Raw genomic sequence first — 21,298 nt, forward strand, 5'->3', positions numbered from 1 at the left:
GAAATTTTCTCGACCAAGCGCCTTGATGGCGCCGGTTCGCGAGCATAATCTGGCTCGCAAGCACTGCCGGAAAGCTGCCGTTTTGCGGTTGCTATTCAAAGACCATGTGCCGATTGACAAAAAACCGTCTCGGATCGGACGTATATCAGAATTACCGATAAGGGAAGTGAGGCCATCATGCTCGATAGTTGTCAGAACGCTCAGGAACGTTGGGGTGGTGTTCACCTGCTGATCGATCGCTGGTTGCAGGAGCGCCAGGAATTGGTGAGTGCCTACAAGGCCATCAGCAATTCCCCACAAGCCCCCATTACCAATGCGCAAGCCTTGCAGAGGTTCTGCGAAATTCTGGTCGATTACGTGTCCGCCGGGCATTTCGAGGTCTATGAACAGCTGACCAATGAAGCCAAGGCCTTTGGCGATCAGCGTGGCCTCGACCTAGCCAAGCAAATCTATCCACGTATCGAAGCGATCACCGAGGTGGCTCTGACCTTCAACGACCGTTGCGACAATGGCGATTGCCACGATGGCGTGTCCTTGGGCGAAGAACTCCAGCGCCTGGGGGCGTTGCTGCACGAGCGTTTCGAGCTGGAAGACTGCTTGATCGAAGTGCTGCATAACGCGCATCAGCAGCAGGTTCCGGCCGCGGCCGCGGCCCCCGCGCTCTAGCAGGCGGTTTCATCCGCCTGCCAGTAAAGCGGTGCAATTGACTCAGCCGAACAGCACCTGCTCGGCTCGCAGGCTACAGCTGGTCACTCTTGAACAAGCTGGGCGTAGACTTCGCGGTGGTGGGGTGTCCTTTGCCGCCGCACTGCTGGCTGGTCTGGCTGGTTAGGGTGTGTGTCCTGTCGCTGCCAGCGGCTGCCAATTCCCCCAAACAGTCGCTTGGCACGTTCGATTTTTCGGATTCCCCGGCATAGTCGTTCTCCCATTTTCAGGTCTTCGGCCGGAGTTACGCGGGTAACGCCGCGTGAACGCGCGCGGGGAGATTTGCTTGGGCAGCGTTCCTCGGCGCCTAACTACGCATTGGCGCCAAGTACTATTCTCCGGCAGGCTGCTAGTATGAGTTGCATCTACATCCGCCCGGAGGCGCGCCATGTCGGCCAAAAAGAACACCAAGAAGAAATCGGTAAGTACCCCGCTGCACCTGCTCCATCAACTCTCCAGCAGCTTGCTCGAGCATCTTGAGGATGCGTGTTCACGGGCGCTGATCGATGCTGAAAAGCTGCTCGGCAAGCTGGAGAAGCAACGCGGCAAGGCCCAGGAAAAGCTGCATGACGCGCGTGTCAAGTTGCAGGATGCTGCCGTGGCGGGCAAGTCCAAGGCGCAGGCCAAGGCCAGGGATGCGGTGGCCGAGTTGGAGGATTTGCTCGATTCTCTCAAGGATCGGCAGAGCGAGACCCGTAACTATATCGTCAGACTCAAGCGTGATGCCCAGGAAAGCCTGAAGCTCGCCCAGGGGATAGGCAAGGTCAAGGAGGCGGCCAGCAAGGCCCTGGTCCGTCATGAAGCCAAGCCCGTAGTCGTCAAGCCGGCAACCAAGCCAGTCGCGGCGAAAACGCCGCTAGCCAAGCCCACTGCCAGGCCGGCGGCGAGCAAAGCGCCTGCCAAGGCCGCTAGCAAACCTGCGGCCAAGCCCGCCGCTAAGCCCGCGGCCAAAGCTGCCGCCAAGCCAGTTACCAGTAAAGCCGCGGCAAGCAAGCCAGCAGGCGCCGCGGCCCGGCCGGCCGCCAAGACACCGCTTAAGTCCGCGGCGAAGCCAGTAGCCGCTGCTCCTGCCGGCGCCAAGCCGGCCGCCAGGTCGCCGGCCAAGCCGGCAGCGAAGAAGCCGTCAGCCGCCAGCACGGCCAAGCCGGCCGCCAAGCCCGGCGCAACCAGCGCAGCGCGTAAGCCCGCGGCGAAACCTGCGGTTAAAGCTGCAGCCAAACCCGCAGCGAAAAAGCCCGCGGCCGCTAAACCGGCGGTTGCCAGTTCGACGGCAGAGCCCGTCGTTGCCCCCGCCGTACCTGCAGGCAGCCCCCCGCCGACAGCGTCCTAAACTTGTCGAGCCGCGGCGTCCAGCAGGTGCAGTGCGTCGCGGTCGGCTGTGGTGGTGACAAGGGCCAGGGTGTGCAGCCAGTCCTGCATGTCCTCGGCCGTATCGCCTGGCCAGTCATGACAGCATGACGCCAGGCGGTGCAACAGTTCGCGTTCGGCCGCCAGTTCCAATTGCTTGATCTGTTCGCGCAGCGCTGCCAGCGCGCTGTCGTGCTGAGCGGCTGTGCGCCATTGCTGACGGACGTGCCTGAGCGCGCTGACCACCTCGCGCTGCCAGGGCTGGGCTACGGCGCGCAGGCAGTCGGCTCGTTCGCTGCTGCAGGCCACATTGCGGCAGCCGAGCCAGGCGCCGCAGAGCAGCAGGCAGATATCGTTACCCTGGGTCTGCAATTGCAGGCAGGCGGCCTCGACGCCGGGGCGGCGATAGAGGGCTTTGGCGAAACGCCACAGGTCAGGGTGCATGGTGCTTTCCGGGTATGCCGCGGGCGATTCTGGTAGACTCCGCCGCCATTATGATACGACTCCAGAACCTCACTTTACAGCGTGGCCCGCAGCGTCTGCTAGAAGACGCCGAGCTGACCCTGCATCCCGGCCAAAAAGCCGGCCTGATCGGTGCCAATGGCGCCGGCAAATCCAGCCTGTTCGCCTTGCTGCGCGGCGAACTCAGCGCGGATGCGGGCGATTGCCTGATCCCCGCTGACTGGCGCATTGCCCACATGCGTCAGGAGATCGACGCGGTCGAGCGCCAGGCGGTGGACTATGTGCTCGATGGCGATGTGCAGCTGCGCCGGGTGCAGGCTGAACTGGTCGTGGCCGAGGCGGCGCACGATGGCGTCGCGATTGCGCGCCTGCATACCGAGCTGGATAACCTCGATGGTTATGCCGCCGATGCGCGTGCACGCAAATTGCTCGCCGGCCTGGGTTTCGAAAGTGCGCAGATGGACCGCCGTGTCGGTGATTTCTCCGGTGGCTGGCGCATGCGCCTGAACCTGGCCCAGGCGCTGATGTGCCCGTCCGATCTGTTGCTGCTCGACGAGCCGACCAACCACCTGGATCTGGATGCGATCCTCTGGCTGGAAGGCTGGTTGCAGAGTTACCCCGGCACGCTGCTGCTGATTTCCCACGACCGCGACTTTCTCGATTCGGTGGTCGATCACATCGCGCACGTCGAGCAGCGCAAGTTGACCCTCTACCGCGGTGGCTATTCGGCCTTCGAGCGCGCCCGCGCCGAGCGTTTGGCTCAGCAACAGCAGGCGTTCGAGAAGCAGCAGGCGCAGCGTGCGCACATGGAAAAGTACATAGCCCGCTTCAAGGCCCAGGCGACCAAGGCGCGCCAGGCGCAGAGCCGGATCAAGGCGCTGGAGCGCATGGAAGAGCTCTCCGCCGCGCATGTCGACTCGCCGTTCGACTTCACCTTTCGCGAGGCCAGCAAGATATCCAGCCCGCTGCTGGACCTGAGCGAAGGCCGTCTCGGCTATGGTGACAAGGTGGTGCTCGAACAGGTCAAGCTGCAGTTGGCGCCCGGCGCGCGCCTGGGCCTGCTCGGGCCCAACGGCGCCGGTAAATCGACCCTGATCAAGACCCTGGCGGGCGAGTTGCAGCCTATCAGCGGCCGCCTGCAGCTGGGCGAGAACCTGGTGGTCGGCTATTTTGCCCAGCACCAGCTCGACGCCCTCGATGATAAGGCCAGTCCGCTCCTGCATTTCCAGCGCCTGGCGCCCAGCGAGCGCGAGCAGACGCTGCGCGATTTTCTCGGTGGTTTCGATTTCCGCGGTCCGCGCTGCGACGAGCCCGTGCTGAATTTCTCCGGGGGCGAAAAAGCGCGCCTGGCCCTGGCGCTGATCGCCTGGGGCAAGCCCAACCTGTTGCTGCTCGATGAGCCGACCAACCACCTCGACCTGGAAATGCGCCTGGCGCTGACCATGGCCCTGCAGGAATTCGCCGGCGCCGTGGTGGTGGTCTCCCATGATCGGCACTTGCTGAAAAGCACCACCGACGAATTTTTCCTGGTCGCCGATGGCCGGGTGCAACCGTTCGACGGAGATCTCGAGGACTACGCACGCTGGTTGGTGGATTACCGTGTGCGCCAGGCGCCGGTCGGCAACACTGAAAGCAACCTGGATAAAACCGACAAGCGCGCCCAGCGCCAGGCCGCTGCGGCGCTCCGCCAGCAGCTGGCGCCGCTCAAGCGCGAGGCCGACAAGCTGGAAAAAGAACTCGGCCACCTGCATGAGAGCCTGGCTGCCGTGGAAGCCCGCCTGGGCGACAGCGCGATCTACGAAGCGGTCAGCAAGAACCAGTTGCGCGACGCACTGGCCGAGCAAGCCAAGCTCAAGGGCCGTGAAGCCGACCTGGAAGAGCGCTGGATGAACGCGCTGGAAACCCTCGAGGCCTTGCAGGCCGACCTGGAGGCGGCCAGTTGAGTGTCGAGGTGATCAGCTGGGAATGGTTGAGCACCTACCACGAGCCGCTGCTGCGTGCCGGCCAGGTGCTGCTGATTGTGTTGTTGGCGTGGCTGCTGCAGCTTTTGCTGGCGCGCGGCCTGGGCCGGATGAGCTCACGTTACCCACAGCTGCCCGCGGGGTTCATGCACCCGTTGCGCGGCGGCCTGCGCTGGCTGATCACCGGCAGTGCCTGCATGCTGGTGCTGGAGCGTTTGGGCGTTTCCGCGCAGGTGCTGTGGACGGCGCTCACCGGGTTTATTGCGGTGGCGGCAGTGGCGTTCTTCGCCATCTGGAGCGTGTTGTCCAATATGTTCTGTGCGCTGTTGATCTTCATCCTGACGCCGTTCCGCATTGGCGACTGCATCGAGGTCATCGAGAGTGCCGACAAGCCGGGAGTCAGGGGCCGGGTCCTGGACATCAACCTGTTCTACACCACCCTGGAAGACCTCAGCGGTGATGCCCCGGGCACCTGGGTGCAGATTCCCAACAGCCTGTTCTTTCAGAAAGCTGTACGCCGCTGGCGTAATGGCGAACTACCCACCGCTCGCAAACTCGAGATTTAACTTCTATGGAATGGCTGGCCAACCCTGAACTCTGGGTCGCGTTTCTGACCCTGACCGCTCTGGAAATCGTCCTCGGTATCGACAACATCATCTTCATCTCGATCCTGGTCAGCCGCCTGCCCAAGGCCCAGCAACCCAGGGCACGCTTCTTCGGCCTGGCCCTGGCGATGGTCACGCGGATTCTGCTGCTGCTGTCGATCAGCTGGGTGATGCGCCTGACCACGGATCTGTTCCAGGTCTTCGGTGAGGGCTTTTCCGGGCGCGACCTGATCCTGCTGTTCGGCGGTCTGTTCCTGCTGTTCAAGAGCACTGCGGAGATCCATCAAGGCCTTGAAGGCGAAGAGGATGGGCCGCAGGCCGGTGGCAAGGTCTATGGCTTCATGGGCATCATCGTGCAGATCGCGATCATCGATATCATCTTCTCGCTGGACTCGGTGATCACCGCGGTCGGTCTGGTCGACAACGTACCGGTGATGATTGCCGCCATCGTCATCTCGGTGATCGTGATGATGCTCTCGGCTGGCACCATCAGCGACTTCATCGACAAGCACCCGAGCCTGAAGATGCTGGCGCTGTCGTTCCTCATCGTGGTCGGTACCGTCTTGATCGCCGAAGCCTTCGACGTGCATGTGCCCAAGGGTTACGTCTACTTCGCCATGGCCTTCTCGCTGGCCGTAGAGGCCATCAATATCCGCATGCGCACGGCCCGCGCCCGGGCGCGCAAGGAAGAGCTGGAGCCGGTGCACCTGCGCAAGGGTTCGCCGGACTGAGCGCCTGGCTGGGCAGGGTCAGCGCCAAGAGGTAGGCTAGAGCGCCTGCCTCTGTCCGTTGGCAGTCCTTTACCACTCTGTCTGAGGTATCTGCCATGGCGCTCGAAACCTGGCTCGCGTTCTTCGTCGCCTGTTGGGTGATCAGCTTGTCGCCGGGGGCTGGGGCAATCGCCTCGATGTCCGCCGGGCTGCAATACGGCTTCTGGCGCGGTTACTGGAATGCTTTGGGGTTGCAGCTGGGCCTGGCGCTACAGATCATCATCGTCGCCGCCGGCGTCGGAGCGATTCTCGCCGCATCGGAACTCGCGTTCAGCCTGATCAAGTGGTTCGGGGTGCTCTACCTGGCGTACCTCGGCTATCGCCAGTGGCAGGCCTTGCCCAGCGACATGGCGGCGCACGCCGAGCGCCCGATAGGCCGACCGCTGACGCTGGTCCTGCGCGGCTTTCTGGTGAACTTCAGCAATCCCAAGGCCATCGTTTTTATCCTCGCGGTGTTGCCGCAATTCCTCAATCCGCAGGCGCCATTGCTGATGCAGTACCTGCTGATGGGGGTGACTATGATCTGCGTCGACCTGGTCGTCATGGCCGGCTACACCGGGCTGGCGGCGCGGGTGCTGCGGGCCTTGCGTTCGCCACGTCAGCAGCGGGTGATGAACCGCAGTTTTGCCGTGATGTTCGTCGGCGCTGCAGCGTTGTTGGCCACGGTGCGCCGCGCCTCCAGTTGAATCTGGCAGCAGCCCGATGGACCCTCACCAGGCAATTGGCTGACCGTCCCAGGCCCAGAAAGTACCGGACTGGGCGGGGCCGTGGCGCTCGATCTGGGCCAGCAGATGCTCGGCGGCAAATGCGGCACTGAACAGCTTGCCGGCGGGGACATTGGCCTGGAAGGGTTTCGACAGTTCGCTGTCGGTTGTGCCGGGATGCAGGCTCAGTACGCAGCTCTGCGGGTTAAGGCGCGCCAACTCGATGCTGGCGGTGTGCAGCAACTGGTTGAGCGCGGCCTTGCTGGCGCGATAGCTGTACCAGCCGCCGAGGCGGTTGTCGCCAATCGAACCGACCCGCGCGGACAGCGCCGCGACCGTGCAGGGGTGGCGGCCACGCAGTAGCGGCAGCAGGTGCTTGAGCAGCAGGATCGGGGCGAAGGCGTTGACCTGGAATGTCGCCTGCAGACCTTGCAAATCCAGTTGGGCGAGGCTCTTTTCGGCTTTCGCGGCGCCGCTCTGCAGTACACCGGCGGTGCACAGCAGCAGGTGCAGGCGTGGCACCTTGTCACGCAATTGCGTGGCCAGTCGGCTCAGGGCAGCCTCATCGCAGGCATCCAGGTCGAGGCACCGCAGGCGCTCGCCATGCCTGGCGACGAGGGCCGCCAGCCCCGGCGAGTCGCTGGCGTGCCTGGCAATCGCCCAGACGCAGGCCACATCCTGTCGCTGCAGCAGTTGCTCGGTGAGGGCCAGGCCAATGCCGCGGCTGGCTCCGCAGACCAGTGCAGCGGCGGGTTCCTGCAGACGATTCCAAAGGCTCATCAGGGCTGCTCCGGTGTTGCGACGAATAGTCACGGATTATTCAAGGGTGGGGGCTTGAGGTAAAGAGTCAGGCCGGCAACAATGGCAACGCCATTCATTCGTATTTGTGATTACCTCCTATATGTACTCGCCTACTCGTTTACTCCGCTGGCTGCTCGTGCCCCTGCTGGCGTTCTGCAGTCTGCATGCCATGGCCGACACGCCCGCGGGCGCAGCCCAAGCCCTCCATCTGTTGAGCTACCTGGGTGCCGATTACCCGGCGACCGTGGCCAACGGCGAGGTGCTCGACGCCGTTGAGTATGGCGAGCAGTTGGAGTTTATCGCCGCGCTGCAGGGCTTGATCGTCGCGTTGCCGACACGCCCTGAGCAGGCCGGGCTGGAGCGGGGCGTTGCCGAGCTACGCCAGGGTATCGAACGGCGCGACGAGGGCGGCAGGGTCGCCGCTCAGGCCCGGCAACTGGCGGCGAGCCTGGCCAAGGCCTATGCCATCAGTCAGGCCCCGGCAATCACCCCCGACCCGACCCGTGGCGCGCCGCTGTTCGCCCAGCATTGCAGTGTCTGTCATGGCGCGCAGGGCGCCGGTGATGGCCCGGCGGGGATCGGCCTGGAGCCGCCACCGGCCAACCTGCGGGATGCGGCGCGGATGGATCGCCTGAGCCTGTACGACCTCTTCAGCACCATCGGTCTGGGCATTGATGGCACCGACATGGCGGCGTTTGCCGATCAGCTGGATGCGCGTCAGCGGTGGGACCTGGCCAGTTATATCGCCGGCTTCAGTGCCGCCCAGGCGCCCCAGGCCAAACCATTCAACCTGGCCGTGCTGGCGGATACCACGCCCGCGGAGGTTGCCCGGCAGCAGGGTGAAGAGGCCGCCGCGGCATTTCGCGCCCAGCGCGCCCAGCCGCCACAGCAGCAGCGCGGCCCGCTGCAACTGATCGAACATACCCGCACGACCCTGGAGCAGAGTCTGGCGGCTTATCGCCGCAGCGAGCGCGAGCAGGCCTACGACCTGTCAGTCGGCGCCTACCTGGAAGGTTTCGAACTGGTCGAAAGTGCCTTGAACAACCTCGATCCGCTGCAGCGCAAGGCCACCGAAAAGGCGCTGATGGCCTACCGCCAGGCGTTGCAGGACGGTCTGTCGGTGGCCCAGGCGGCACAACGCCTGGAGCTGGCCAAGGTCGAGCTGGGCAAGTCTGCCGCTTTGCTCGATGTGAACGGCCTGTCGGACTCGCTGAGTTTCTTCTCCAGCCTGCTGATCCTGCTGCGCGAGGGCCTGGAGGTCATTCTGGTGCTGGCGGCGATCCTCGCCTTCCTGCGCAATACCGGGCAACAGCAGGCGGTGCGTAGCGTGCACATCGGCTGGGGTCTGGCGTTGCTGGCCGGGGTCGGCACCTGGGCGCTGGCCGCCTACCTGATCGATGTCAGTGGCGCCCAGCGCGAGATGCTGGAGGGCATCACCGCGTTGTTCGCCAGTGTCATGGTGCTCTGGCTCGGCGTGTGGATGCATGACCGGCGGCATGCTGCGGCCTGGCAGGACTACATCAAGAGCAGCCTGGTTGGCGGTGGCGGGCGCTTCGGTTTCGCCCTGCTGGCATTCTTCTCGGTGTACCGCGAACTGTTCGAGGTCATCCTGTTCTACGAAACTCTTTGGTTGCAGGCCGGCCCCCAGGGCCACGGCATGGTTCTGGCCGGTGCGGCAGCGGCCCTGCTGCTGTTACTGGGCTTGGCCTGGGTGATCCTGCGCGGCTCGCGCAAGTTGCCGCTGGCGACCTTCTTCAGCGCCAACGCGGTACTGCTCTGCGCTCTATCGGTGGTGTTTGCCGGGCATGGGGTCGCCGCGCTGCAGGAGGCCGGGGTGCTCGGCACCCGGCCGCTGGCGTTCTTCGAGTTTGACTGGCTGGGCATCCACGCCGACGCTTACGGCCTGTCGGCCCAAGCGCTGGCGCTGCTCGCCATCGTGCTGTTCTATGGCCGCAGCTGGCTTGGCGAGCGCCGGCGTGGTCAGGTTGGCACAGTCTGACGCGCGGCACTGCTGCACTGCGGCCGTTCACCTGAGTGGCTGGGTATGCTTGCAATCTAGGGAGGTCGAGAGTCGATGCGCGTGTGGATAGATGCCGATGCCTGCCCGAAGGGGGCCAAGGATCAGGTGGTCAAGTTCGCCCTGAAGCGGCGTTTCGAGGTGTTGCTGGTGGCTGGGCAGGCGCAGAGCAAACCGGCCTATGCCTGTGTGCGCTTGATTGTGGTGCCCAGTGGACCCGATGCGGCCGACGATTATTTGGTCGAGCATGCCCAGCCGGGTGAGTTGGTCATCTGCAGCGACGTGCCGCTGGCCGATCGCCTGGTGAAAAAAGGCGTTGCTGCTCTCGATCCGCGCGGTCGCGAGTTCAATGAAAGCAATATGGGCGACAAGCTGGCGGTGCGTAACCTGTTTACCGAGCTACGCGAGCAGGGGCAGATCGGCGGCGGTCAGGGGCCTTATGGCGAGCGCGACAAGCAGGCCTTTGCCAACAGCCTGGATCGCATCCTGACCCGGCTTATGCGCACCTGATTCAGCCGCACAAGTAGGTGCCGGTGCCTACCGCGATCAGGCTGCCGTCATCGCTGTGCAGTTCACTGCGCACCACCGCGACCTTGTTGCCGGAACGCAGCAGCATGGCGCTGGCGGTGAAGTGCTGGCCGCGACCGGGACGCAGGTAGTCGATGCGCAGGTCGATGGTGCCCAGCTTGGACAGTCGCACCATGCGCTCATCGTTGGACAGGTGTTGATGCTTGTCGAAGGCGCCGATCAGCGCCATGGCGCCACCGGCGACATCCAGCAGCGAGGCAATCACCCCGCCATGCAGGATGCCGTGGACAAAGTTGCCAATCAGCGCAGCCTGCATCGGCAAGTGCATGGTCACGCGCTGCGGACTCAGTTCGCCAAGCTGGATACCCAGCATCTGGTTGAACGAAATACGCTGGAAAAAGCTGCTTACCGCCTGCTGCAGTTCTGGGCTGAGTTCGAGAGGTGGAGTGGTCATGGCGCCTGCCTTTGCGAGATGTTACTCACGCTGCAGCAGGTCGCCGTGCTTGGCCAGAGGCGCGGCGGGTGTGCCGCGCGCATTGGCGGGTTCGGCCTAGACGTGGGTCAGCTCGAGTACCCGGTCGACCAGCTTGTTGATCCCCGAGGCCGCTTCGCTGATCGACTGGGCCAGCATGTAGGCCGGTGTGGTGACCAGCTTGTTGGCGTGGTCTTCGACGACCTCGCTGACCTCGCACTCCTGATGGATTGCGCCCATCTGCGTCAGGGCGTCGGCGGTTTCCGGGTCGTTGCCGATGGTGCAGACCACGCCGCGGCCGAAGATCCTGGCCGCGAGGGCGGGGGCGATGCACATCATGCCGACCGGCTTGCCGGCCTTGACGAAGGCTTGGGCGGCGCTCAGCACGTCGGGCTGCACCGTACAGTTGGCGCCGCTGAGGACGAAGTCGGAGAGATTCTTGGCCACGCCAAAGCCTCCGGGCATGATCAGGGCGTGGAAATCGTCCACATGCAGTTCGCGCACGTCCTTGATCTTGCCGCGGGCGATGCGGGCGGCCTCTACCAGGACATTGCGCGTCTCGTCCATTTCATCGCCGCTGTAGTGATCGACCACCTGCAGTTGCTGCACGTCCGGCGCAAAGCATTGCACCTCTGCGCCGCGCTGGTCGAGGCGCAGCAGGGTGATCACGCTTTCATGGATTTCGGCGCCGTCGTAAACGCCGCAACCGGAAAGAATCACCGCTACTTTTCTGGTCATTGAGAACTCCTGATCACTGGGCTGGGCAAGGTAGCTATGCAGATTATGGCTGGTCTGCGGCCGATCCTCGACCTCTTGAGCGAGGTGAATGGCTGGGTCGGTCGGGCGCATCATCGGTCTGGGTATGGTCAGGTTGGCAAGGGGGCCGCGAAAGACTCGATAGTCCCCGGTTAGGATCCTGACGGCTAATCCTAGTCGCTGGGCTTTGGCAGCGATATGGGGCCAGGCCGAATTAGCTCCTCCGGACGATCTCTGCTTGGGCTGCATGCTGTGCAGCGCGGCCAAGACATACCGCCGGTCGCTGGCGTAGGTGCCCCAGCTGGTACACAGCATCAGGGATGCCGTGCAATGCCAGCCAGGCCGCCAGCAACGACATCGCGCCTTGGTGAAAAGTGTCGAGCAGCACTGCGCGATAGCCAGATTGCGGCAGGAGGTTTTCACGCATGGTGGCGGCTCTAGGATCAGACGCTCAGCCACGCCCTGGCACCGTTCGGGATGCGGCGTGGCGCTCGACGCCAGTGGGCGTGGTGGTCACAATAACTGCAGGCTGCGGCGATGCATTGGTGCAGTTGTGCCTGCGGCCGTCATCATTTAGTCATAATGGTGGCTTATAACTGTCACGCTCGCCCGTTCCTACGGGCTATGGAGTCTGCTGTGAGCTTTACCCCTGCCAATCGTCTGTTTCCAACCACCCGCCTACGGCGCAACCGTCGCGACGACTTTTCCCGGCGCCTGGTGCGCGAGCATCGCCTGAGTGTCGACGACCTGATCTTGCCGGTGTTCGTGCTTGACGGTGACAACCGCCGCGAGGCGATCGCCTCGATGCCGGGTGTCGAGCGGCTGTCCATCGACCTGCTGCTGCAGGAGGCGGAGAAGTGGGTGGCCCTGGGCATTCCGGCGCTGGCGCTGTTTCCGGTGACGCCGCTGGAGAAAAAGTCCCTGGACGCTAGCGAGGCGTGGAACCCCGAGGGCATTGCTCAGCGCGCGATTCGTGCCCTGCGTGCGCGCTTCCCGGAACTGGGGATCATCAGCGACGTGGCCCTGGATCCCTTCACCACCCACGGCCAGGACGGTATCCTCGACGATGAAGGCTACGTGCAGAATGACGTCACCGTCGACGCCTTGGTCAAGCAGGCGCTGTCGCATGCCGAGGCCGGTGCCCAGGTGGTCGCGCCCTCGGACATGATGGACGGTCGGGTGCAGGCCATCCGCGAGACCCTGGAGCTGGCCGACTTTCCCAATGTGCGCATCATGGCCTACTCGGCCAAGTACGCCAGCGCCTACTACGGCCCGTTCCGCGATGCCGTGGGCTCGGCGGCCAACCTGGGCAAGGCCAACAAGGCCAGCTACCAGATGGACCCGGCCAACGGTGACGAGGCGCTGCACGAAGTGGCCGCCGACCTGGCCGAAGGCGCCGACATGGTCATGGTCAAGCCGGGCATGCCCTATCTGGACATTCTCTGGCGGGTCAAAGAGGAATTCCGGGTGCCAACCTTTGTCTATCAAGTCAGTGGTGAATACGCCATGCATATGGCTGCGATCCAGAATGGCTGGTTGAGCGAGGCGGTGATTCTCGAATCCTTGACCGCTTTCAAGCGTGCCGGTGCCGATGGCATCCTTACCTATTTCGCCGTTCGCGCGGCAGAACTGTTACAGCCGGGGCGCTAGCCCCGCAGGACGATCCAATGACTACCGAAGGACTCACCCCGAGCGAATTGCAGACTGTCGAAGCGGTCGTCGCCGAGCTGCCAGCGGAAATCCTGCCGCCGATCGAAGCGCCCGTGCCCGCACCCACGCCGGCACCGCCCATGGTGGTGCCAAGCCTGGACGACAGCAGCCTGTATATCCACCGCGAACTGTCGCAACTGCAGTTCAATATCCGTGTGCTGGAGCAGGCGCTGGATGAGTCCTACCCGTTGCTGGAACGGCTGAAGTTCCTGCTGATTTTCTCCAGCAACCTGGATGAGTTCTTCGAGATCCGTGTCGCCGGGCTGAAGAAGCAGATCAACTTCGCCCGCGAACAGGCCGCTGCCGATGGCTTGCAGCCGCATCAGGCGCTGGCGCGGATTTCCGAACTGGCGCACGAGCAGGTCAGCCGCCAGTACGCGATTCTCAACGACACCCTGTTGCCGGCGCTGGAAAAGCACCAGGTGCGCTTTATTCGCCGGCGTCACTGGAACACCAAGCTGAAGGCCTGGGTGCGCCGCTACTTCCGCGACGAGATCGCGCCGATCATCACGCCGATCGGCCTGGACCCGACGCACCCGTTCCCCTTGCTGGTGAACAAGAGCCTGAACTTCATCGTCGAGCTGGAGGGCATCGACGCCTTCGGCCGCGACTCGGGTCTGGCGATCATCCCGGCGCCGCGCCTGCTGCCGCGGATCATCAAGGTGCCGGAGGAGGTGGGCGGCGCCGGGGACAACTACGTGTTCCTCTCCTCGATGATCCACGCCCATGCTGATGACCTGTTTCAGGGCATGAAGGTCAAGGGCTGCTACCAGTTCCGCCTGACCCGCAACGCCGACCTGTCGGTGGACACCGAAGACGTCGAAGACCTGGCCCGTGCCTTGCGCGGCGAGCTGTTCTCGCGGCGTTATGGCGATGCGGTGCGTCTGGAGGTGGTCGACACCTGCCCGCGGCCGCTGCTGGACTACCTGCTCAAGCAGTTCAGTCTGAGCGAGAGCGAGCTGTACCGGGTCAGTGGCCCGGTCAACCTGACCCGCCTGTTCAGCATCACCGGCCTGGTCAGTCACCCGGAGTTGCAATACCCGCCGTTCACCCCGGTAATCCCCAAGTTGCTGCAGAACAGCGACAACATCTTCAGCGTGATCAGCAAGCAGGACATTCTCCTGTTGCACCCGTTCGAGTCCTTCACCCCGGTGGTCGATCTGCTGCGTCAGGCGGCGAAAGACCCGCACGTGCTGGCGATCAAGCAGACCCTGTACCGCAGCGGCGCCAACTCGGAAATCGTCGATGCGCTGGTCGAAGCCGCGCGTAACGGCAAGGAAGTCACCGCGGTGATCGAGCTGCGCGCGCGCTTCGACGAGGAGTCCAACCTGGCCCTCGCCAGCCGCCTGCAGGCAGCCGGTGCGGTGGTGATCTACGGGGTGGTCGGGTTCAAGACTCACGCCAAGATGATGCTGATCCTGCGCCGCGAGAGTGGTGAGATCGTCCGCTACGCGCACATGGGCACCGGCAACTACCACGCCGGCAACGCCAAGCTGTACACCGACTACAGCCTGCTCACCGCCGATGTGGCGCTGGGCGAGGATGTGGCGAAGATGTTCAGCCAGCTGATCGGCATGGGCAAGACCCTGCGCATGAAGAAGCTGCTGCATGCGCCCTTCACCCTGAAGAAGACCCTGCTCGACCTGATCGCCAAGGAAACCGCCGCGGCGGCCGAAGGCAAGCCGGCGCACATCATCGCCAAGTTCAACTCGCTGACCGACGCCAAGATCATTCGCGCGCTGTACAAGGCCAGCCAGACTGGGGTGCGTATCGACCTGGTGGTGCGTGGCATGTGCTGCCTGCGTCCAGGTATTGCCGGGGTGTCGCACAATATCCAGGTGCGTTCGATCATCGGCCGCTTCCTCGAGCACACGCGGGTGTTCTACTTCCTCAATGAGGGCGAGGAAAAGATCTACCTGTCCAGCGCCGACTGGATGGAGCGCAACCTGGACAAGCGGGTCGAGACCTGTTTTCCGGTGGAAGGCAAGAAGCTGATCCTGCGGGTGAAAAAGGAGCTGGAGGCCTACCTGACCGACAATACCCAGAGCTGGGTGCTGCAGGCGGACGGTCGCTACCTGCGCAGCAGCCCGACCGGCAACCAGAACCCGCGCAGTGCGCAGGCCGGGTTGCTGGAGAAGTTGACGGTGCCGCTGGTCAGCGCACGCTGAGCTCGATGCCGGTGCGTTTGAGCCATTCCGCTTCCTGAACGAAGTCCGCCTGGGTCAGCGGATTGCTTGCCAGCCAGTCCTCCGGGAAGTGGATCTCCAGGCTTTGCGTCGAGGCCTGCAACTGCACCCGCGGCATCTCCTGGGTGCCGCGGATGTGATGGAAGAGGATGGCGAAGCGCAGCAGTACGCACAGGCGAATCAGCTTGATGCCTTCATCGCCAAACTCGCCAAGCTTGTCTTTTGGAATGTTGCGCCGGTGACCGCGCACCAGCAGCGCGAGCATCTGCTGGTCCATGCGCGAGAAGCCGGCCAGGTCGGAGTGCTCGATCAGGTAGGCGCCGTGCTTGTGATACTGGTAGTGGGCAATGTCCAGGCCCAGTTCATGCACCCGCGCGGCCCAGATCAGCAGTTCGCGGTGCCATTCGTCACCCAGCTCCCAGTCATCGGCCACCTGGTCGAGGGCTTCCAGTGCCTTGTGCTCGACCCGTGCCGCTTGCTCCAGGTCGACGTGGTAGCGCTCCATCAGCGCGCTCAGGGTGCGCTGACGCACGTCCTCGTGATGATGGCGGCCGAGCAGGTCATAGAGCACGCCTTCGCGCAGGGCACCTTCGGAGTGCGTCATGCGCTCGATCTCGCAGGCATCGAAAATCGCTTCGAGAATGGCCAGGCCCGCCGGGAATATCCCGCGTCGATCCGGCTTGATGCCGCCGAGGTCGAGTTTGTCCACGTCGCCGAGCTTGAACATCTTGCGCTTGAGCCAGGCCAGGCCGTCCGGGTTGATCTCGCCGCTGCCCAGCCCGGCGGCCTGGATCGCCAGGCCGATGGCCTTGATAGTGCCGGACGCACCGACGGCATCCTGCCAGCCGAGCCGGCGCAGGGCATGCTCGATGCCCATTATTTCCAGGCGGGCCGCGGTATAGGCCTGCGCATAGCGGGCCGGGGTGATCTTGCCGTCCTTGAAGTAGCGCTGGGTGTAGCTCACGCAGCCCATCTGCAGGCTTTCGCGCAGCAACGGCTCGAAGCGCTGGCCGATGATGAACTCGGTGCTGCCGCCGCCGATGTCGGTAACCAGGCGCTTGCCCGGGGTGTCGGCGATGCTGTGGGACACGCCGAGGTAGATCAGTCGTGCTTCCTCGCGGCCGGAGATGACTTCGACCGGATGGCCGAGGACTTCCTCGGCGCGGCGGATGAACTCCGCGCGGTTGTGCGCCTCGCGCAGGGCATTGGTGCCGACGATGCGCACCGCACCCTCCGGCAGGCTGGCGGTCAGCTGGGCGAAGCGGCGCAGGCACTCGAGGCCGCGTAGCATGGCTTCCTCGTTGAGCAGGCGCTGCTCGTCGATGCCGGCGGCCAGCTGTACCTTGTCGCCCAGGCGTTCAAGGATGCGCAGTTCGCCGTGATCGGCCTTGGCCAACACCATGTGGAAGCTGTTGGAGCCCAGGTCGATGGCTGCAATCAAGGGAAATGACTCTGCAGGGGTATGCGGCATGATGGGGCTTTCTCAAAGCGGAACGCCGACATCCTGCCACGATAGGTGGGGCACGCCAACGCATACTGATGTCGCAGGCCGTTGTCTTGCGCTGGACGGTCAGTCGGTTACGGCTTGAGTTGCGTGGTTCTTTGCCAAGGCTTATAGATAGTCTCAATGGTGTTCGCCTTCCTGTGTCGGGAAAGCCGGGCTATGATGTCGACCATCTTTTGCTTCCGAACACGGAGACTTTCCATGAGCGAATTCATCACCAATGTCAGCGACGCCAGTTTCGATCAGGATGTAATCCAGGCCGAAGGTCCGGTGCTGGTTGACTACTGGGCTGAGTGGTGCGGCCCGTGCAAGATGATTGCCCCGGTTCTGGACGAAATTGCCCAGACCTACCAAGGCAAGCTGAAAGTCTGCAAGCTGAACATCGACGAGAACCAGGACACCCCGCCGAAATATGGCGTGCGTGGCATCCCGACCCTGATGTTGTTCAAGAACGGCAACGTCGAAGCGACCAAGGTTGGCGCGCTGTCGAAGTCGCAACTGGCGGCCTTCCTCGACAGCAATATCTAAGCGCGAGTCACGGTAATGAGCCCCGCTAATGGCGGGGTTTTTTCTATCTGAGTGCTGGACGTATCGATAAAGCCGGTGTTACATTCGGCCTCGCTGCATTTCCTATGCAGCGCCCTGCAAGCCGTCGCCGACGGATTCCTACGCGAATACCTTCGATACACGCTGGCGATCCAATCGCCTTTTAGCGGCGCGGCCTCCCAAGCTGAATAGCTTATTTTCCCTCCTTCATGATTACGTCATTCCTATGAATCTGACCGAACTCAAGCAAAAGCCGATCACCGAACTGCTCGAACTAGCCGAACAACAGGGCCTGGAAAACATGGCCCGTTCGCGCAAGCAGGACGTGATTTTCTCGCTGTTGAAAAAACACGCTAAAAGCGGTGAGGAAATCTCCGGTGATGGCGTGCTGGAGATTCTCCAGGACGGTTTCGGCTTTCTCCGCTCCGCGGATGCCTCGTATCTCGCCGGCCCCGATGACATTTACGTGTCGCCGAGCCAGATCCGCCGCTTCAACCTGCGTACTGGCGATACCATCGTCGGCAAGATCCGCCCGCCGAAAGAAGGCGAGCGTTATTTCGCGCTGCTCAAGGTCGATACGATCAACTACGATCGCCCAGAGAACGCCAAGAACAAGATTTTGTTCGAGAACCTGACGCCGCTGTTCCCCACCAAGCGTCTGGTCATGGAAGCCGGCAACGGCTCCACCGAAGATATCACTGGTCGGGTGATCGACCTCTGCGCGCCGATCGGCAAGGGCCAGCGCGGCCTGATCGTAGCGCCGCCGAAGGCCGGCAAGACCATCATGCTGCAGAACATCGCGGCGAACATCGCGCGCAACAATCCCGAGTGCCACCTGATCGTCCTGCTGATCGACGAGCGCCCGGAAGAAGTGACCGAGATGCAGCGCACCGTGCGCGGCGAAGTGGTCGCGTCCACCTTCGACGAGCCGCCAACCCGCCACGTGCAGGTTGCTGAGATGGTGATCGAGAAGGCCAAGCGCCTGGTCGAGCACAAGAAGGATGTGGTCATTCTGCTCGACTCCATCACCCGTCTGGCGCGTGCCTACAACACCGTGATCCCGAGCTCCGGCAAGGTCCTCACCGGTGGTGTCGACGCCCACGCCCTGGAGAAGCCGAAACGCTTCTTCGGCGCCGCGCGTAACATCGAGGAAGGCGGTTCGCTGACCATCATCGCCACCGCGCTGGTGGAAACCGGCTCGAAGATGGACGAAGTGATCTACGAGGAATTCAAGGGTACCGGCAACATGGAGCTGCCCCTGGACCGTCGGATCGCCGAGAAGCGCGTGTTCCCGGCCATCAACATCAATCGCTCCGGCACCCGCCGCGAAGAGTTGCTGACCGCCGAAGACGAGTTGCAGCGCATGTGGATCCTGCGCAAGCTGCTGCATCCGATGGATGAAATTGCTGCCATCGAGTTCCTCACCGACAAGCTGAAGGCGACCAAGACCAACGAAGAGTTCTTCATGTCGATGCGTCGCAAGTAAGAATATCGACTGAGCCGCGTTGACCGCGGGCTGACCGCCGTTCACTACGACCTTGGTTCGGCCCGTTACGAAAAAGCCGGGGAAACCCGGCTTTTGTGTGTCTGCGCACTGCCAAACCTTCTGAATAACCCAGTTCGGCGCTAAACTTTGCGCCCCGACTGGAACGCCCGACACGAGGCTCCTGCATGCAGTATCGCGACCTGCGCGACTTTATCCGCGGACTGGAACAGCGCGGCGAACTCAAACGCATCCAGACCCCGGTTTCTCCCGTGCTGGAAATGACCGAAATCTGCGACCGCACCCTGCGCAAGGGCGGTCCGGCGCTGCTGTTCGAAAATCCCACGGGCTTCGACATGCCGGTGCTCGGCAACCTGTTTGGCACGCCCAAGCGGGTGGCCCTGGGCATGGGCGCGGCAGAGGTCAGCGAGCTGCGCGAGATCGGCAAGCTGCTGGCTTTTCTCAAGGAGCCGGAGCCGCCGAAAGGCCTGAAAGACGCCTGGTCGAAGCTGCCGATCTTCAGGAAGGTGCTGGCCATGGCGCCCAAGGTGCTGAAAGACGCGCCCTGCCAGGAAGTGATCGAGGAGGGCGACGACGTCGACCTAGGCAAGTTGCCGGTGCAGACCTGCTGGCCGGGCGATGTCGGTCCGCTGATCACCTGGGGCCTGACCATCACCAAGGGGCCGCACAAGGAACGGCAGAATCTCGGCATCTATCGCCAGCAGGTGATTGGCCGCAACAAGCTGATCATGCGCTGGCTCAGCCATCGCGGCGGTGCCCTGGACTTCCGTGACTGGTGCGAGAAGTACCCGGATCGCCCTTATCCGGTGGCGGTGGCTCTGGGCGCCGATCCGGCGACCATCCTCGGTGCGGTTACCCCGGTACCGGATAGTCTGTCCGAATACGCCTTCGCCGGTTTGCTGCGCGGCCACCGCACCGAATTGGTGAAATGCCGGGGCAGTGAGTTGCAGGTGCCGGCCAGCGCCGAGATCGTCCTCGAAGGGGTGATTCATCCCGGCGAGATGGCCGATGAGGGCCCTTATGGTGACCACACCGGCTACTACAACGAGGTGGACCGCTTCCCGGTGTTCACCGTCGAACGCATCACCCGCCGGCAGAAGCCGATCTACCACAGCACCTACACCGGCCGTCCGCCGGATGAGCCGGCGATCCTCGGCGTGGCGCTGAACGAGGTGTTCGTGCCGATCCTGCAGAAGCAGTTCCCGGAAATCACCGACTTCTACCTGCCGCCCGAAGGCTGCTCCTACCGCATGGCGGTGGTGACCATCAAGAAGCAGTACCCCGGCCACGCCAAGCGGGTGATGCTCGGTGTCTGGTCGTTTTTGCGACAGTTCATGTACACCAAGTTCGTCATAGTCACCGACGATGACATCAATGCGCGCGACTGGAATGATGTGATCTGGGCCATCACCACGCGCATGGATCCCAAGCGCGATACCGTGCTGATCGATAACACGCCGATCGATTACCTCGATTTCGCCTCGCCGATCTCCGGTCTGGGTAGCAAGATGGGCCTGGACGCCACCCACAAATGGCCGGGTGAAACCAGCCGCGAATGGGGGCGGGCGATCGTTCAGGATGAGGCGGTCAAGCGCCGGGTCGACGACCTTTGGGCGCAGCTGGGGATCGACTGATGCGGCGTGGCTGGATATGTGCGCGACTGCGGCCGCGCTTACTGCAAAGCGTGCGCAACCCGGGCAAGGCCGCGGGTTTGTGCTTTGGATTTGAAACGCTATGAAAGTTACTCTGCAACCCTCAGGTGCCGTGCTCGATGTCGAGCGTGGCGAGCGCATCCTCGATGCGGCGCGCCGGCTCGGTTATGACTGCCCGCAGAGCTGTCGCAATGGCAACTGTCATATTTGTGCGGCCCTGCTGGTCAACGGCCGGGTGCGTCAGGCAGGTCAGGTCCATGAGCATGGCGAGGTGTTCGCCTGCCTGGCCGAGCCCGAGCAGGAGTGTGTGCTGCTCTGGGATGGTGTGCTGGCCCCTGGCGAACTGCCGGTGCGCGAGTTGACCTGCCAGCTGGTCGAATGCCACGACGCCGGTGGCGACGTGTTCCGTGTGCGCCTGCGTGCGCCGGCCGGCAAGTTGCCGCGTTATCACGCCGGCCAGTATCTGCTGCTGCAGCGGGCCGAGGGCGAGTATGCCGCCTTTTCCCTGGCGTCGGCGCCGCAGTCCGGGCGTGAGCTGGAGTTGCATATTCTGGCGCGTGACCCGTCCAGTATCGCGGTCATCGAGCACCTGCGCGGGCAGGGCTTCGCCCGGATACAGATGCCGTTTGGCGACACCCATCTGGCCGAATTGCCGGCCGGTCCGCTGGTGTTGATCGCCGCCGGTACCGGCATGGCGCAGATGCGCAGCCTGATCGAGCACTGCCGGGCGGCCGGCTTCCCCCACCCCGTGCACCTGTACTGGGGCGCGCGTCGGCCGGAAGATTTCTATGAGCTGCCCTGCTGGGCCGAGTGGCAGTCGTTACCGAACCTGTTTCTGCATCAGGTGGTCAGCGAGCGCGGCGACTGGCAGGGCCGCTGCGGCCTGTTGCACGAGGCGGTGCGCGAGGACTTCGTTGATCTCAAGCCATTGCACGTGTATGCCAGTGGCTCGCCGAACATGGTCTACGCGACCCTGGATGCCCTGGTCGAAGCCGGTATGGATGCCCGGCAGATGCGCGCCGACGTTTTCGCCTATGCGCCGCGGGCCTAGCAGCCTGTCGGACTTGG

At 63.5% G+C, this 21,298-nt stretch carries 20 protein-coding genes; 14 read left to right on the forward strand and 6 right to left on the reverse strand.

What is annotated here, in order from left to right; translation table 11 throughout:
* The first annotated feature begins 177 nt into the window (after positions 1-177).
* Together rsd and PH586_RS11745 are read left to right on the forward strand one after the other, a co-directional pair.
* Positions 178-666: a sigma D regulator gene (gene rsd, locus PH586_RS11740; RefSeq protein WP_271347935.1), complete on the forward strand. Its 489-nt coding sequence runs from the start codon at positions 178-180 to the stop codon at positions 664-666.
* A gap of 427 nt (positions 667-1,093) precedes the next feature.
* Entirely contained in the window at positions 1,094-2,035 is a 942-nt protein-coding gene (locus PH586_RS11745) for an AlgP family protein (RefSeq protein WP_271347936.1), read from the forward strand.
* On the opposite strand, the gene PH586_RS11750 is transcribed toward PH586_RS11745, so the two are convergent.
* The gene (locus tag PH586_RS11750) at positions 2,032-2,496 is read right to left on the reverse strand and encodes a TIGR02444 family protein (RefSeq protein ID WP_271347937.1); all 465 of its coding nucleotides are present in this window, start codon (positions 2,494-2,496) and stop codon (positions 2,032-2,034) included. The two genes, PH586_RS11745 and PH586_RS11750, sit on opposite strands and share 4 nt — an antisense overlap.
* Positions 2,497-2,546: 50 nt before the next feature.
* On the opposite strand from PH586_RS11750, the gene PH586_RS11755 reads away from it, so the two are divergent.
* The 4 genes from PH586_RS11755 (at position 2,547) to PH586_RS11770 (ending at position 6,536) form a co-directional block, all read left to right on the forward strand.
* The gene (locus PH586_RS11755) at positions 2,547-4,457 is read left to right on the forward strand and encodes an ATP-binding cassette domain-containing protein (protein WP_271347938.1); all 1,911 of its coding nucleotides are present in this window, start codon (positions 2,547-2,549) and stop codon (positions 4,455-4,457) included.
* On the forward strand, positions 4,454-5,041 hold the full coding sequence (locus PH586_RS11760; protein ID WP_408636846.1) for a mechanosensitive ion channel domain-containing protein: 588 nt from the start codon (positions 4,454-4,456) through the stop codon (positions 5,039-5,041). The genes PH586_RS11755 and PH586_RS11760 overlap by 4 nt, the downstream gene beginning before the upstream one ends.
* A gap of 5 nt (positions 5,042-5,046) precedes the next feature.
* The gene (locus tag PH586_RS11765; RefSeq protein WP_271347939.1) at positions 5,047-5,811 is read left to right on the forward strand and encodes a TerC family protein; all 765 of its coding nucleotides are present in this window, start codon (positions 5,047-5,049) and stop codon (positions 5,809-5,811) included.
* Positions 5,812-5,906: 95 nt separating this feature from the next.
* A complete protein-coding gene (locus tag PH586_RS11770) occupies positions 5,907-6,536 on the forward strand; it encodes a LysE family transporter (RefSeq protein ID WP_271347940.1) in 630 nt (209 codons plus the stop codon).
* 24 nt (positions 6,537-6,560) lie between these two features.
* Here the strand turns inward: PH586_RS11770 and PH586_RS11775 are convergent, their stop codons facing one another.
* Complete coding sequence (locus PH586_RS11775; protein ID WP_271347941.1) at positions 6,561-7,334, reverse strand: SDR family NAD(P)-dependent oxidoreductase; 774 nt, start codon at positions 7,332-7,334, stop codon at positions 6,561-6,563.
* A gap of 121 nt (positions 7,335-7,455) precedes the next feature.
* On the opposite strand from PH586_RS11775, the gene PH586_RS11780 reads away from it, so the two are divergent.
* Both PH586_RS11780 and PH586_RS11785 read left to right on the forward strand, forming a co-directional pair.
* Positions 7,456-9,354, forward strand: a complete 1,899-nt coding sequence (locus PH586_RS11780; RefSeq protein WP_271347942.1) for a cytochrome c/FTR1 family iron permease — start codon at positions 7,456-7,458, stop codon at positions 9,352-9,354.
* A gap of 75 nt (positions 9,355-9,429) precedes the next feature.
* Positions 9,430-9,882 (forward strand): YaiI/YqxD family protein, encoded by a 453-nt coding sequence (locus PH586_RS11785; protein WP_271347943.1) that lies wholly within the window; start codon positions 9,430-9,432, stop codon positions 9,880-9,882.
* A 1-nt stretch (position 9,883) separates the two neighbouring features.
* Here the strand turns inward: PH586_RS11785 and PH586_RS11790 are convergent, their stop codons facing one another.
* From PH586_RS11790 to PH586_RS11800, 3 genes are all read right to left on the reverse strand, one after another.
* Positions 9,884-10,354 (reverse strand): thioesterase family protein, encoded by a 471-nt coding sequence (locus PH586_RS11790; RefSeq protein WP_271347944.1) that lies wholly within the window; start codon positions 10,352-10,354, stop codon positions 9,884-9,886.
* Between the two features lie 96 nt (positions 10,355-10,450).
* Positions 10,451-11,110 (reverse strand): isoprenoid biosynthesis glyoxalase ElbB, encoded by a 660-nt coding sequence (elbB, locus tag PH586_RS11795; protein WP_271347945.1) that lies wholly within the window; start codon positions 11,108-11,110, stop codon positions 10,451-10,453.
* Positions 11,111-11,342: 232 nt separating this feature from the next.
* Complete coding sequence (locus PH586_RS11800; RefSeq protein ID WP_271347946.1) at positions 11,343-11,555, reverse strand: hypothetical protein; 213 nt, start codon at positions 11,553-11,555, stop codon at positions 11,343-11,345.
* Positions 11,556-11,764: 209 nt separating this feature from the next.
* Between PH586_RS11800 and hemB the strand changes: the two genes are divergently transcribed.
* Positions 11,765-12,778 carry a porphobilinogen synthase gene (gene hemB / locus PH586_RS11805; protein WP_271347947.1) on the forward strand — a complete coding sequence of 338 codons (1,014 nt, stop codon included), beginning with the start codon at positions 11,765-11,767 and terminating at the stop codon, positions 12,776-12,778.
* Between the two features lie 17 nt (positions 12,779-12,795).
* Entirely contained in the window at positions 12,796-15,006 is a 2,211-nt protein-coding gene (gene ppk1 / locus PH586_RS11810) for a polyphosphate kinase 1 (RefSeq protein WP_271347948.1), read from the forward strand.
* On the opposite strand, the gene ppx is transcribed toward ppk1, so the two are convergent.
* Entirely contained in the window at positions 14,993-16,495 is a 1,503-nt protein-coding gene (ppx, locus tag PH586_RS11815) for an exopolyphosphatase (protein ID WP_271347949.1), read from the reverse strand. The genes ppk1 and ppx overlap by 14 nt on opposite strands.
* Positions 16,496-16,729: 234 nt before the next feature.
* Here ppx and trxA point away from each other — a divergent pair, with 234 nt between their 5' ends.
* From trxA to PH586_RS11835, 4 genes are all read left to right on the forward strand, one after another.
* Positions 16,730-17,056 (forward strand): thioredoxin TrxA, encoded by a 327-nt coding sequence (trxA, locus tag PH586_RS11820; RefSeq protein WP_079203790.1) that lies wholly within the window; start codon positions 16,730-16,732, stop codon positions 17,054-17,056.
* A gap of 244 nt (positions 17,057-17,300) precedes the next feature.
* Positions 17,301-18,560 carry a transcription termination factor Rho gene (gene rho, locus PH586_RS11825; protein WP_271347950.1) on the forward strand — a complete coding sequence of 420 codons (1,260 nt, stop codon included), beginning with the start codon at positions 17,301-17,303 and terminating at the stop codon, positions 18,558-18,560.
* Between the two features lie 185 nt (positions 18,561-18,745).
* Positions 18,746-20,212: a 4-hydroxy-3-polyprenylbenzoate decarboxylase gene (ubiD, locus tag PH586_RS11830; RefSeq protein WP_271347951.1), complete on the forward strand. Its 1,467-nt coding sequence runs from the start codon at positions 18,746-18,748 to the stop codon at positions 20,210-20,212.
* Positions 20,213-20,312: 100 nt separating this feature from the next.
* Positions 20,313-21,281, forward strand: a complete 969-nt coding sequence (locus tag PH586_RS11835) for a CDP-6-deoxy-delta-3,4-glucoseen reductase (protein ID WP_271347952.1) — start codon at positions 20,313-20,315, stop codon at positions 21,279-21,281.
* The last annotated feature ends 17 nt before the right edge of the window (positions 21,282-21,298 follow it).

Source organism: Pseudomonas aestuarii, assembly GCF_027988105.1.
GTDB classification, from domain to species: domain Bacteria; phylum Pseudomonadota; class Gammaproteobacteria; order Pseudomonadales; family Pseudomonadaceae; genus Aquipseudomonas; species Aquipseudomonas aestuarii.

Bases quoted from the DNA above. Each gene is read 5' to 3' on its own strand.
- PH586_RS11765 (WP_271347939.1), top strand. From the start codon at position 5,047: ATGGAATGGCTGGCCAACCCTGAACTCTGGGTCGCGTTTCTGACCCTG.
- elbB (WP_271347945.1), bottom strand. From the start codon at position 11,110: ATGACCAGAAAAGTAGCGGTGATTCTTTCCGGTTGCGGCGTTTACGAC.
- PH586_RS11750 (WP_271347937.1), bottom strand. From the start codon at position 2,496: ATGCACCCTGACCTGTGGCGTTTCGCCAAAGCCCTCTATCGCCGCCCC.
- ubiD (WP_271347951.1), top strand. From the start codon at position 18,746: ATGCAGTATCGCGACCTGCGCGACTTTATCCGCGGACTGGAACAGCGC.
- rho (WP_271347950.1), top strand. From the start codon at position 17,301: ATGAATCTGACCGAACTCAAGCAAAAGCCGATCACCGAACTGCTCGAA.
- PH586_RS11800 (WP_271347946.1), bottom strand. From the start codon at position 11,555: ATGCGTGAAAACCTCCTGCCGCAATCTGGCTATCGCGCAGTGCTGCTC.
- PH586_RS11790 (WP_271347944.1), bottom strand. From the start codon at position 10,354: ATGACCACTCCACCTCTCGAACTCAGCCCAGAACTGCAGCAGGCGGTA.
- PH586_RS11780 (WP_271347942.1), top strand. From the start codon at position 7,456: ATGTACTCGCCTACTCGTTTACTCCGCTGGCTGCTCGTGCCCCTGCTG.
- PH586_RS11770 (WP_271347940.1), top strand. From the start codon at position 5,907: ATGGCGCTCGAAACCTGGCTCGCGTTCTTCGTCGCCTGTTGGGTGATC.
- PH586_RS11775 (WP_271347941.1), bottom strand. From the start codon at position 7,334: ATGAGCCTTTGGAATCGTCTGCAGGAACCCGCCGCTGCACTGGTCTGC.
- ppk1 (WP_271347948.1), top strand. From the start codon at position 12,796: ATGACTACCGAAGGACTCACCCCGAGCGAATTGCAGACTGTCGAAGCG.
- ppx (WP_271347949.1), bottom strand. From the start codon at position 16,495: ATGCCGCATACCCCTGCAGAGTCATTTCCCTTGATTGCAGCCATCGAC.
- PH586_RS11745 (WP_271347936.1), top strand. From the start codon at position 1,094: ATGTCGGCCAAAAAGAACACCAAGAAGAAATCGGTAAGTACCCCGCTG.
- trxA (WP_079203790.1), top strand. From the start codon at position 16,730: ATGAGCGAATTCATCACCAATGTCAGCGACGCCAGTTTCGATCAGGAT.
- PH586_RS11785 (WP_271347943.1), top strand. From the start codon at position 9,430: ATGCGCGTGTGGATAGATGCCGATGCCTGCCCGAAGGGGGCCAAGGAT.
- rsd (WP_271347935.1), top strand. From the start codon at position 178: ATGCTCGATAGTTGTCAGAACGCTCAGGAACGTTGGGGTGGTGTTCAC.
- PH586_RS11835 (WP_271347952.1), top strand. From the start codon at position 20,313: ATGAAAGTTACTCTGCAACCCTCAGGTGCCGTGCTCGATGTCGAGCGT.
- PH586_RS11755 (WP_271347938.1), top strand. From the start codon at position 2,547: ATGATACGACTCCAGAACCTCACTTTACAGCGTGGCCCGCAGCGTCTG.